A 13,053-nucleotide genomic window follows, 5' to 3' on the forward strand; every position below is an offset into this window, starting at 1 on the left:
GCTGTCAACAACTTGGGGCTGATTCTGGATTCGACGGGATTTGCGAAACCCAAGGTGCATGCCGAGGGGCGGTTGGCCTCGTAAAAAGCCGCAAAAAAGATAGTCGCAAACGACAATCAATATAAAGCACTAGCAGCTTAATAACCTGCTTTGAGCCCTCTCTCCCTAGCTTCCGCTCTTAAGACGGGGATAAAGAGAGGTCAAACCCAAAAGAGATCGCGTGGATGCCTAGCTTGGGGTTGAAGCGTTAAACTTAATCAAGCTAGCTTATTCATGGCGCGTCTGTCCGCAGTGGGTAAGTGAAATTAAAGATAGACTAAGCATGTAGTACCGAGGATGTAGAAATTTCGGACGCGGGTTCAACTCCCGCCAGCTCCACCAAATAAAACAAGGGGTTACGTGAAAACGTAGCCCCTTAATTTTTAGAATGTCCACATTGCGTCCACACAGAAAAAGATTAGCTATCTAATCAATACTATTCATATTTTTGCTTCAATACATACTGTTTAATCTTTTTTATAATATTTTAAGAAGGTAATATTCAGTGAATACAAATGAAAAACCACCTAAATATCGCGATATATCAATACAACTCCCTGATGATCTAAAGACTGATTTCTTGATAGAATGTAAACAAGCTGGCTTGGATGCTGGTGAAGTAAAATATTTTTCTGTTGGTGCACCTAGTGTTTTACGAGTGTTATATGAAACACTTACAAAAACCACAGTTATGGTGCCTAAGCTATTAGGAATATTAAAAATGTTTAACCAACAACGTAATATCAGAATTGAAGTATACACAGATAAAAAAATTATCGATTTAAAAGGTTATTCAGAAGAAGAGGCACAACGCTTACTTGAGAAATGTGATGGTATTCGTCTTTCTCATCGCGATGAAGAAAGTAACCCTTAAAAAAGGATTTATTATTATGAATTTAAATAGTAACCCAACAACCAACGAACTATCTACATTAATAGCTATGTGTAATGACAATGCTGGTAATCATATGCTTTAGGTAGATAAGTTTGGTGATGTACATATTAATTTATTAACTGGCACTACATCTGTAGATTTTCAAAATGCAAACCCAACGATGGCTATAAGATACGAAACTTTCCAACAAGGAAATAATTATGTGGGGTTAAGCGCATCAAAAGATATAAATTATATATCTCAAACACTTAATGATTTAATTCATGAATGGGAACAATATTCAGGTCATGGTGTGGTTTATATTGGTTAATAATTTTTTCTTATCAGTATATTGAATAATTTTTCACACAGAATTATTCCTCAAAACTAAAGGTGCCATGATGGAATCTCACATACCTAATAGCTTAATGAATATATGTGAAGTGCAAACTTTTTCCTCTCTATATTCTGAACATGAAAGGATTGTGAATGAGTTACTAAATTCTAACGAGTGGGTTTTAATTAGTTGTTCTAGTGGTACAGATAGAGATGGCTATCCAATTCATGGTTGGGTTTTGGGTAAATATCACAGTGAAATTAATAAATAATTTACAGACTATTTCAATTTAAAAAATGATTATCTTATTGATTAACCAGAGTTATTTTATTTTCTCTGGTTTTTTATTTAGATCATCAACCCCACGTAAAGTATGAAATCTCTTTTACTATCAATGCATTAATTTTTTATCGCGATCCTTTTTCTATCCCTCAAACTGAAATAACCTGAAATCTTTTATAATCATTTCAGTTTGACGCCGATGCAAAGAACCCAATCCCCGCGCGCCCTCGCAATATGTTTTGTAAAAAATTCAAACTGAAATATTTTTTTGATCCAAATTGTGCAGGTGGGTGCGGATTAGTGCGTTTTACGTGGTGAATGATTTTATTTCGTGGGGATTATGCGCACGCAGTCGCACGCTATCAAAGCGATCTATTTTGAGTTAATGCAGATGTATTATGAGAATGGAACGCCTTAGCGTGGCGTAGAAGTGGATATATTGAGGGCATAAAAAAGCCCGCAAGCGCGGGCAAGGATGGTAACAATTTTATCACCCAATCACGGGTAAATACTTCCGCTTAAGTCCTGTTGATTTGGTACCTGTGTTGCTAATTGCTGAGGCATTTAATGGGTTGCCTGTGTTGTTATGGGTGTGGCCAACTCATTTACCATATCTAACTAGACATCAGATAGCCCGAGTAATTCATCTTTTTCAATATCAAAAATTGCCATGGCTTAGACTTTTCAACAAAAATATTGGCACTTAAATTGCAGGAAGTGAAACTATTATATCGAGTTGGTCTAATAGTGCATGTTATAAGGCATAGGATGAGTAGAACAATCGCAGTAAAGACTAATAAATTTATGATCCGCCTATCTATCATAACACTATTGGTTAATAAAAATTATAACTAAACCAATAGCATATCAACATTGCTATCAAAACTGATTTATTTAATCAAACCCTTTTAGATCTTTTCTTGGCTATTTTCTTTTCGTAGTTTAGGGCGTAGCCAGTATTGATATTTGTGGTGCCCTTATGGCTACCTATACAACATATCAATATTAGTGACTACTCAAATGGTGGTGCTAATACCTTACGATTACCATTGTGGTTTTGTTCACTAACTATGCCTTGCAATTCTAACTGCTCTACAATCCTTGTCGCTCTGTTATAACCGATTCGAAATTGTCTCTGAATACCTGAAATAGAAACGCGCTGTTTTTCTACAACATACTCAGTTGCTTGATCAAATAATGGGTCAAGTTCTTCTTCTGACACATATCCATTCTGGGTATCCCCATAAAAATTAAGATAACTCGCGCTTCCCCATCGTTTACAATAATCGATTGCATTCCTGATATCTGAATCACTCACATAAGTACCTTGGATCCTAGTCGGTTCAGATAAACTCGGTGATGTAAATAACATATCCCCCAAACCAAATAGTGATTCGGCGCCATACTGATCAAGGATTAAATTAGAGTCAGCCCTAGACGACATAGAAAGAGCAACACGCGTAGGAATATTAATTCGAAGCTGTGAACCAATACTGGTGGATAAAGAGCCACGAGTCGTTAGAATTAGATGGATACCAACCACATGACCTTGCTGGCTCAATAGAACTAAAATTTCCCCTATTTGTTTATACTCGCCAATAAGTTGAACGTAATCATCAACACAAACAACAATTTCAGGCTCACTGCCTAAATAAGGATGGTCGCTATAATTTTCATTAGGGCGCCAGAAAGGATCAGGTATAGGCTTATCTAACTCTTTCGCATTTAATATTACCGTATTATAACCACTCAAATTGCGCTGATTTAACGCACTAAATAATTTTTGACGGCGCTGCAATTCAGCGAGCAAAAACGATAATGGCTTTATTGATTCAACAGAATCAGAGGCAACAGGAAATAGCAAGTGAGGTATACCGTTGTATAAACTGAGTTCAAGTTGGCTTGTATCAAACATCACAAAGCGAACTTTATCCGGCGAGTTTCTGTATAAAATGCTCATTACCAAGGAATGCATTAACATTGACTTGCCTGAGCGCGTCACACCCGCAATGAGTAAATGCGGCATTTGAGTAAGATCCCAACCAACTGGCTCCCCTATAATATCTTCTCCTAACATGACAGAAAGGGAAGATAAACCATTGCTTCCGTTCCATTGATTAAAGCATTCAACAAAAGGTACAGCTCTACGATAGGTATTAGTCACTCTTAATCCGATATAAGGTGTACCAGCAATAAAATCAATAACTTTTATATCAACGACACTCAGGAAACGACACAATTCTGGCACTAACGCTGTGACTTGAGATGCTTTTATCCCTCTGCCCAGTTCGATTCTAAAGAGTGTAAATGTTGCGCCTTCATCATAGCTGACTACCTCTCCTTTTATTTGGTATTGCAAAAAGCAAGATTCAATTGCTTGAGCCATTGAGTCTAGTTTTTGAGGTGACCAGCAAAGCTCAGAGGTATAAATAAACGGTTGTGCCATCAAACTCCCCTTATAGTGCATTCACTATATATGTTTAATATAACAACAAGAAATGAGCACAACATCAGTGCTCAAAACCTCAAAAATACATATCTCTATTTATTCACACCGAGAATAGACTGTTTTTTTATAATGTTATAATAAGTAGGGTTCTCCTCATCCATTTCAAAATCATAAAATAACTTACTATCCCTTAACGCAGTTAATAAGCTTTGATTAGCGGTATTAACCTCAATTTTAGGCTTTCCTCGCCCCAAAATTTTACTAAACTCTGATAAACCAAGCAGATCAAGATACTCTTTGCTGACAACCTTACTTAAATCCTTACCTGACAATAAAGCGATTAATAGCGCTATTTTATCCTGTATATCTAGAGTCTCTGAGGTAAACAGATCTATAAGTAACGGTTCAGGAATGTCATCAGAGGTAGCTATCAATGTTGAGATGTGCTCTATCGCTAAGCTCAGAATGAGTAACTGAGTGGAGGTCGGCCATGTTTTATATGATGAAGTCAGATCTAAGAGTTCATCTGGTTCAAAATTATTTTCTAAAATATAGTCATTAACGGCAGGAGAATATTCCTTATCATGAATAGTAAGCGATGTTTTAACAAACTCGAGTAACTTAATTTTTATATCATCATCAACGTTACAAGAAATTATCGATATAGCTTCATCTAAGACAAAGCTCTCTGCCACCATTAGTTCAACATAGGTTTCGATATTCTTTCTGATATAATAGAAAAGCTGTTCAGGATAACTTTCTCGTATAAATTCAAGCGAATCCACACTCATACGAATAATTTTTTTATCCACTAATATTTTGAATTTATCACCTACAATACCGTTGATGCCAAATGAGGATTCATAAATACGATTTAGCGAACAAATTAATTTTTCATATTTATCATTTAATAAATCGTTACAGATAATAATCGCTCTAAACAGTTTACCTTCTTGCTCATCTTCAATATCAATACTTGCAAAGTTCAACTCTGCATCAGTTCTATTGATAAATCCGATAAGTGAATCATCTAGCCCATCAATGCTTACAAAGTAAGATAATATATTTTCTTCAGAGCAAACTACTTTATCTTTATCCAACAAAGATGACCATAAGGATTCACTCTCAACCGCACTCAGGGAGGTCACGAAAGTTTGCAACGAATTTATATATTGTTCTTTTTGTTCATCCGATATTTCCTCATTATTGAGAACGGATAAAACAATAGTTTCATCATCTGTAATTGAACCATCACAACTAGATAAAACGATATCCAGATAGTTACTGATATGGTTATTAATATAGCTAGCCAAGGGAGATTCAGGTTGTGACATCACTAACGTATAGTTTTTATGGCGAATATCATCTTCACTGTTAAGCAGATAAACCTTACTCAGCATTAAACTCAGGTTGGCAAAATTAATAACATAAAGTGAATGTTGATAAACTGCATCAAAGAGTGTTTTATTTGCTCTTTCAAAATTAATATTGACAAAAAAGACGTTAAGCAGCTTAAAGCCACTAATTAATTTGTCAATCTTCGGCTCCGCTATGTCTAAATAATCCGCTGAATCAGAAAGGTAATCAGTCAGACAATTATCAATGTTAATGGTCTCAATGGCGTTACTGGCATAATAATAAAATGTGCCTATCGAGTAGCGTTTAACCCAATCAGCAGAAAACTCACTCTCTTTAAGGGCATAAAAAAAGAACTCAGGCCACAAGGTATTTAATCGATTAATAAAGCTAGGTTGAGCTTTATCTAACTCAAAATAATCGCGAATAAACTCAATGTTTTTATTATCTCTGAGCTGTTTAAATAACCGTTTGATCAAATTCAGATGAGCTGGAGCTTGAGTTTGAAGTAGGTAAGTTAATAGATCAAAATTAAGAGCCTCTTCCTGTTCAAAATCCACCTCTCGAAGGCGGGTAACAACCATCTTGGGATTCTTGAGTTGATAGGTAAACTCTTTGCTTTTTTGATCAGTAATACTACGTAAAAACATCTTATCAATGCGACTCAAGCTATTTTCGTAAAAATAGGTCATATAGTCAGTATAGGTTTCATCAATATAACCATCACGAATAAGATATTTGAGCAAGTCAAAATACTCACTGCTTTTTATTTCATTAAAATTCCTTTCTTCCCCAATTTCATTGATATATGTAAGTTTAAAGAGTTTATCAATATTTTCTCTTGTTATAATTTCTTTTAGTTTTTTACTTCTGAAGTCAACCAAATCTTCTCTTAACTTTGATAAAATCTCATTAATCTTTTCTATTTTCCCATTAGTTTTATTTTCAACATTTGCTTTCCTAGACGCTCTTCTCTGTGCTACATCAGCTTTTTCATCCTTATCATAGTAAGGATTACTATGATACTGAGATAATTCTTTATCATATACAGCATCAACCTCCTGAATAGACCTGAGAATTTCATTATTGATGACCTCAATATCTTTTTTTCTATCGTTAATTTCCTTTTCTAATTTTTCTATTTCCTCAGTAATAATATTTTCTTTTTCACTAAATATAGTGAAAACCAGACCTTGATTAACCTGTAACTCACTAAAGTCTTTAGGGAAAATATTTTTATAGGCGATAATAGCTAACATCTTATTACGATCAAGTTCTGTCGTATTTAATCTATCATTATACACCAGAAATTCATTATAGATATTTTTCAGTATTCTCATATCATCAATATATAATGAGAGACCTTTTAAGAAATTTTCATTGAATAATGATAAAATACCACCATTTCTAAAAATAGGGATAAACTGATCGTAAGAATTAGAACTATCAACAACTGGAATAACTGGGATAATATAATCAAAAAACTTAGTTCTATCCTTAGAAATAAAGATGTCATCACGAAGTAGGTAAATAAAACGTAAGGTTGGCTTCTTATGCTTAGATAAGAGCCTAAATAAGAACCCAGATAAAAATTTAGGTAATAATTTAGATGATAACCAAGAATTTTTAACTAAATTACGTTGAATATTAACCAATCTATTCACCTCATGAAGACGTTCAAAAATGTTATTAGCATTAAAGCGGTCCATATCTTCAAAAACAATAGCATCAGCATTAACGTTCTCAAAAAGGTATAATACTTCATTTAAATATCGGTCAAAATAAGATTCTTCACTCTCTTCAAAAATATCTATTTCATTACCCTGTAAGCTTATTTTTCTCAGTATGTTCCTATTTTTTTGTGTTCTAATTAATACGTAGATAAACACACAGAATAAAATAGCACTTATTGTGCCACTAATTAATAGAGAGTCATATTTGGTGGTGAATATTAAAAGCGTTTTTAACCAACCATCAGATAACAACGAGACAAAATCACGCCATTTTTCAAATAGCATGACATGTAATATCATTCCAATAAAGAACACCATCCAAAAAGTATTTTTAAAAACACTTTTAGACGTTACCTTTTTCTTTACTTTAAAGTTTGTTTGAGGAATATCATCAGCATTAATCTGGTGAATTAGCTGGTTAAGGATTTTACCTTCTAATGCAGTTGCATTGATAGGAGGGCTATCAGGTTCATTAGTTCCAGTCGGTTCCGACGTTCTAAAATGAGCAAGTGAAATATGAACAAATTTTTTATTGGGGTGATTTTTCTTATAGGATTCGACAAGGCTACTTTTGCCTGCACCATATTGCCCTGAAATTGCAATATTCTTTAGATCATCATTATCAAAAGCAAAGTTGATTGCATCTTCATAAATACCTAAATCAATATCACTAACAGGCGTAAGCTTTTGAAATTTATATTTTTTATCACTCATTGCTATTCCTTATTTCACTTTCCTCAAGTATTATCTATTAATTTAAAACTTCAAAAATATAAGTTATATGAAGAAATACATCCTTAAATACTATATTAAAAATACCTATAATCAATTGACAAAAAATTTTTGTGAATCAAACTTGCTTATTTTGAACCAATAAATTCTTAATGGATTAAATGGCTACTATTTGAAGCAGAGTAGTAATTTCCACATTAGCTGATAGATACAAAACTACAGTGAACAAGTGATCCATTAACTCCAATGCAAAAAAATAATTAAAATACTTTAAGAAGGTAATATTCAGTGAATACAAATAAAAAACCACCTAAAATATTGCGCTTTTCTAGGCTACCTAAACAGTAGTAAATAATAGCATTATTACGAAAAAAATTACGGCAAGGCAGTTAGTAACGTTTAGCTATTTTGCCTTATTAAAAACACCGCATATCACTTTTTATTTTTAAAGAATGAAAATAAAGGGATTAACCATTGAATATACTTAGGTCAACCCCAAAGTTCGGCGTTCCAATTGCTTTTACAATACCACCTACTCAATTATTTTTTCGTTGCAAAAAATAGATACTGCAAAGGCAATGTAACGACATCTAAAGCTAATGTCACAGGAAGTAATGCTCGGGCAGTTTTTGACCCAAAAGAGTTTGATTTATATTGGTAAAACTCAACCTCGAATGAATGATAGAATTGCATTAAATAGGTTATATCTTGCTCTTTATTTTTTTCATGTATAGTACCGACTAAATTTTGTATCAATACTGAACACATCTTTGTATTATCATTACATGAAAAACCGTATTTTGTGATTGCCATTTTATCCTTTTCTTCAGTCCAACGATAATTAAGTTCCACTCTTCCTGAAAACTCTTTTCTTTTTGGATCAATAATAAATTGGGCTGGTTGTTCAACGATAATTTTATCTCGGAATATAACCAGATCTTTCAATATACTTACAATATTATCGCCTCCATGGCTCAGTAAGTAGTCAAAATTTTCTCCAACAAATACCCACCCAGTATTTCCATTTGTATCATTCGCTAATGAAAGCGCAGTAATAGTATCTGATCCCCAATTAGATTTTTGGTAACCGGCTTCATGATCAGTAGCGACCATCAAATTAAATGAGAGACAACCTGATAATATGGAACAAACAAATGAAATAAATATTAATCTAACCATAATTAATTTAATATTATATCTTTTAAACATAGTGAACATCCTTTTATTTAATACTAAAAATATTACTTATTATTCTTATAGATAAGGCAAAAATAAATGTTACATCACCTTTCCTTTATACAGTAATAGTACTTATAACAATCATTTAACGCATTTATCTTTATCTATTTTTGAATGTAAACAGCTCAATGTACTTAACCTTTCTTGTAATCAACTTACCCATATTCCTATTGAAATAGAAAAGCTAACTCAATAATTATATATTCATTTTCGACTATAAAATAATTTTCCAGTGAACCCTCCAATTTTAGGATAGATACACTGGATTTATTTTATGGCGAGGATCAAATTGAATTTCAAATTTAAATTATGATAAAGGATCACTATCACTTATCACCTTGAAATTACATCACTCTTTTAAATAAGGTTTAGAAATCAAAAATTTTTTATTTTTTCTAAAGAGTAATAATCTTCACGCCAATCATTGTCGCTTTGCCACCTACTCTCACTCTACTAATTGTATTTTGGGTTGAATCAATAATAACGTTAATAAGCGAGGAACATTGCATTGCACGTCCCTGCTCTAATAGAAAATGTGCTTTATGAGGGAAAACATGCTTAACAAGATAGCAGCCTAAAGCACCACTTGAACTTCCTGTTGCAGACTCTTCATTGATGCCATATAAAGGCGCAAAGTTACGACAATGTGCAGTGATTTCTTTATCTTGGCTAAGCTCAAAAACATGAAAACCGATAGTATTAAATTCACGACTTAAGTTTGCAATTGCTTCAAAATTAGGTTTTAGCGTATCTAGTTGTCCAAATTGGACGGGGATCAGAATATCGGGTAATCCCGTTGAAAATATCTCAATAGGTAAGCCTGTTGTTGAAATAATTTCACTATTTATTCCCAGTGCAGCAGCTACAGCATCGATATTTGGAGCTTGTCGTGAAACTGGCAGTGTTTGCTCCATAACGACATTTTCATCATCAATTGCGACGCTTAAAATGCCTGCTTTCGTTTTTTGTGTGTAATGGCCAGAAGCCAATAAATTGAGTGAAGATAAAGTAAAAAATACCGCTAATGTCGCATGACCACAAAAATCGACCTCTCCTTCAGGGGTAAAAAAATCAACTTTAAAATCAGTCTCCTCACCTTGATAAACAAAAGCTGTTTCAGAAAACCCGACTTCTTTCGCGATAGCAATTTTCTGCTCATCACTTAATTGAGGAGGGTTAAGTACCACGCCAGCAGGATTGCCACCTTTATTATTTCGAGTAAATGAGTTTACAAGGTGTACTTTGATCTCGTGTTCTACTGAGTGTATCGCTTCATTTTGCATATATTTCCCGCATTGCTTCGAATAGCATTAAGTCTGTGTGTAAAAATAGAGTGTTATAAAATACTTACTAATCAGGGCAAATTTCTGACACGCCATCTAACCCTTGTTGTCTTTGTTCAAATACGATACTTTTCTTATCACCCTCTCGGATAATCCTTAAGATATAGATACTATCAAAATCACTGCTTTTCCATTTAGGAATTAATTTAGGATCTCCACCCTCTTGTTTCATAATATCTCGCGCAACTTTGGTTAAATTATCATGCTCCCATACAATAAAAATAACTGAGTTTACATACTGTTGACTTAACAGTTCCTCACGTAATGCTTTTATCTCTTTAGCATGATATTGAAGATGAATAGGCAATGAGGTTTTAATCGCGATAGGTGAGATCGTTTGGAGTGAACGTAATGAATTGCCTAACTTGCTCTGTTTAGGTGCTGCTGCGAATAATGCATCAGGTTTGCCAAATTGATTTATAAGCGCATCAGGCAGAGCTAATGCTCTATTTAATCCTTTACAGGTCAGTTGCCCACTATCATTATCAGGTTTTTCACCATGTCTTATAAAAACAAGTGTTTGATCAGAATACGCCATATAACTAAATCCTAAAATAAATACGCTCAAAAATATCAATACACTGCGCATACAGCGTTACCTTTAAGTCAACTGAGTATAAGAAAGAGGGAAAGTTAAAATACATCTTGTATTAACTATAAACTCACTGGTTTTAAGTCTCTCAGTCTAGCATAGCCAAAAAGGTTGCAGAGGTATGCAAGTCTTAGATAGCGTTTATTTAGCCAGTTTTACACTCTATTGATCTTTATTCTACCTTCTAAACGCCTCAAAATTAATTAACAAAATTAAAATCGACCAAACAATTGTTAACAGAAAATAAAGAGTTTTTTTAATTTTTTATTACTTTACACCCAAATTTATAAAGCTGAATGAAACTTAAATACTCAGCACATTTAGATAAAAAAATGGAGGAGATCTCTTTTTTACAATAAAAATAATATGTTAAAAATCAATGCAAGCCTTTTTATCTCCCTTTATTTAGTTTAATGACTAAAGTTCTGCCACCGCTTACCGATACTGTTTGTTCTTAAATAAGTTACAAATACTTATTAATTATTATTTATCCAGGGTTAAGCATGTTCTTTAAAAACTTTAAAATTCGTACAAAGTTAACCATCGCATTTGCAACTTTTGTGATGTTAATTATGTTGGGTTCCGGTTTCGCATTAATGGGTTTAAATAGTGCAAATCAAGATATTCATGATGTTGTTGATGATATCTATCCAGCCACAGTCAGAGCCAACTTACTGATTAATAATTTCAATGAGTTTATTATATTTCAGCAACTCACTATGCTTGATGAGCAAGGAAGTTTAGCCGCTGAGCAAGAGAGTAAAAAAGCAGAGATCACCGCTAAAGTTGCACAGCTATTGAAAGAATTAGACGAAACCACACACGATGCTGAGTCAAAAAAAATCTTAGCTGAGGTTTATGATATTCGTCAGCAATATATAAACTCTCAAAACTTTGTGGTGAAGGCATTTAATGAAAATAACAGACACGCTGCAGTCAATGAACTGATCACAAAAACTTCCGTTATTCAGTTAAAGTATCGCGATAAAATATTAGAGTTTATCGAATTACAAAATCAAAAAATGGAAGAGGCAGGTGACGCTGTTGAACGTGATTTCATTGAGAAAAGAATATTTTTAGTATTATTAACCCTAGTCAGTATTATTGTGGGCAGTATTTTAGGATGGTTTATTACTAAAGGCATTACACTTCCATTAGAGAAGGCAATAAACTTTGCTAAAGCCATTGCTAATGGTGATTTAACACAAGAAGTGAATACTGATTATCAGGATGAAGCAGGAATATTATTACAAGCCCTTGCTGAAATGAAAACACACCTATTAGAGGTTGTGCAAAATGTACAAAACGGCGCTGAAAATATTTCGTCAGCAGCAGAGCAAATTACGGCAGGTAGCCAAAATTTAGCCGCAAGAACAGAAGAGCAAGCAACATCAGTAGAAGAAACGGCAAGCTCCATGGAGCAGATGACATCAACCGTTAAAAATACCGCAGATCATACTCATGATGCGATTAATGTTGCTGAAAAAACTGAAATCGCCGTACATCATAATGGCGAAATGATGCTTCAGCTAACTGAAAAAATGAGAGCCATTAATAGCTCATCATCTCAAATGACAGACATTATTAATTTAATCGATGCCATTGCATTCCAAACTAATATTCTTGCACTAAATGCCGCTGTTGAAGCCGCAAGAGCGGGTGAACATGGTAAAGGTTTTGCGGTTGTTGCGGGTGAAGTCAGACTACTGGCACAAAAAAGTGCGGACTCCGCTAATGATATACGCGCGCTTATCGATAATTCATCAACTCAAACACAAGAAGGACTGGAATTAGTTGAACAAGCCGACTCTCAGATCCAAAAAATGATCACCGATGTCGAAGAGATCAGCGCACTCTTGCGTGAAATTGGGCAGGCAAGTAATGAACAAAGTGATGGTATATCGCAAATCAATAATGCTATAAGTCAGCTTGATTCAACAACTCAACAGAATGCGGGATTAGTCGAGGAATCGGTAGCCGCTGCGAATTCACTCAATGAACAAGCACTTAATCTGAATAAATTAGTGAATTACTTTCAGATTAAGTGCATCTAATTCATTATTGTAGTAGAGCAATT

Annotated in this window: 10 protein-coding genes and 1 other RNA gene; 6 read left to right on the top strand and 5 right to left on the bottom strand. The window is 33.9% G+C overall.

Annotation, left to right across the window (positions count from 1 at the left end; translation table 11 throughout):
* Positions 1–14 precede the first annotated feature (14 nt).
* The 4 genes from ssrA (at position 15) to BTA34_RS18410 (ending at position 1,521) form a co-directional block, all read left to right on the top strand.
* Positions 15–381, top strand: a transfer-messenger RNA (tmRNA) gene (gene ssrA / locus BTA34_RS11305).
* A 163-nt stretch (positions 382–544) separates the two neighbouring features.
* Entirely contained in the window at positions 545–913 is a 369-nt protein-coding gene (locus BTA34_RS11310; RefSeq protein ID WP_151435670.1) for a hypothetical protein, read from the top strand.
* Between the two features lie 181 nt (positions 914–1,094).
* Entirely contained in the window at positions 1,095–1,244 is a 150-nt protein-coding gene (locus tag BTA34_RS18405; protein WP_265576073.1) for a hypothetical protein, read from the top strand.
* Positions 1,245–1,398: 154 nt separating this feature from the next.
* On the top strand, positions 1,399–1,521 hold the full coding sequence (locus BTA34_RS18410; RefSeq protein WP_265576074.1) for a hypothetical protein: 123 nt from the start codon (positions 1,399–1,401) through the stop codon (positions 1,519–1,521).
* A gap of 1,023 nt (positions 1,522–2,544) precedes the next feature.
* Here BTA34_RS18410 and BTA34_RS11315 read toward each other — a convergent pair.
* The 3 genes from BTA34_RS11315 to BTA34_RS11325 all read right to left on the bottom strand — a co-directional run bounded on the left by BTA34_RS11315 (position 2,545) and on the right by BTA34_RS11325 (position 9,011).
* Positions 2,545–3,978, bottom strand: a complete 1,434-nt coding sequence (locus BTA34_RS11315; RefSeq protein ID WP_151435671.1) for a DNA translocase FtsK — start codon at positions 3,976–3,978, stop codon at positions 2,545–2,547.
* A 95-nt stretch (positions 3,979–4,073) separates the two neighbouring features.
* Positions 4,074–7,784, bottom strand: coding sequence for a hypothetical protein (locus BTA34_RS11320; protein WP_151435672.1), 3,711 nt, complete (start codon positions 7,782–7,784; stop codon positions 4,074–4,076).
* 558 nt (positions 7,785–8,342) lie between these two features.
* Positions 8,343–9,011 carry a hypothetical protein gene (locus BTA34_RS11325; RefSeq protein ID WP_151435673.1) on the bottom strand — a complete coding sequence of 223 codons (669 nt, stop codon included), beginning with the start codon at positions 9,009–9,011 and terminating at the stop codon, positions 8,343–8,345.
* 136 nt (positions 9,012–9,147) lie between these two features.
* Between BTA34_RS11325 and BTA34_RS18535 the strand changes: the two genes are divergently transcribed.
* Complete coding sequence (locus BTA34_RS18535; protein WP_416202680.1) at positions 9,148–9,237, top strand: hypothetical protein; 90 nt, start codon at positions 9,148–9,150, stop codon at positions 9,235–9,237.
* Positions 9,238–9,436: 199 nt separating this feature from the next.
* On the opposite strand, the gene BTA34_RS11335 is transcribed toward BTA34_RS18535, so the two are convergent.
* Together BTA34_RS11335 and BTA34_RS11340 are read right to left on the bottom strand one after the other, a co-directional pair.
* Complete coding sequence (locus BTA34_RS11335) at positions 9,437–10,324, bottom strand: PhzF family phenazine biosynthesis protein (RefSeq protein WP_151435674.1); 888 nt, start codon at positions 10,322–10,324, stop codon at positions 9,437–9,439.
* A 67-nt stretch (positions 10,325–10,391) separates the two neighbouring features.
* Positions 10,392–10,973: a histidine phosphatase family protein gene (locus BTA34_RS11340; protein ID WP_151435675.1), complete on the bottom strand. Its 582-nt coding sequence runs from the start codon at positions 10,971–10,973 to the stop codon at positions 10,392–10,394.
* A 506-nt stretch (positions 10,974–11,479) separates the two neighbouring features.
* On the opposite strand from BTA34_RS11340, the gene BTA34_RS11345 reads away from it, so the two are divergent.
* Positions 11,480–13,030 carry a methyl-accepting chemotaxis protein gene (locus BTA34_RS11345; protein ID WP_151435676.1) on the top strand — a complete coding sequence of 517 codons (1,551 nt, stop codon included), beginning with the start codon at positions 11,480–11,482 and terminating at the stop codon, positions 13,028–13,030.
* Positions 13,031–13,053 lie beyond the last annotated feature (23 nt).

The organism is Proteus sp. CD3 (assembly GCF_008808075.1).
Lineage (GTDB): Bacteria > Pseudomonadota > Gammaproteobacteria > Enterobacterales > Enterobacteriaceae > Proteus > Proteus appendicitidis.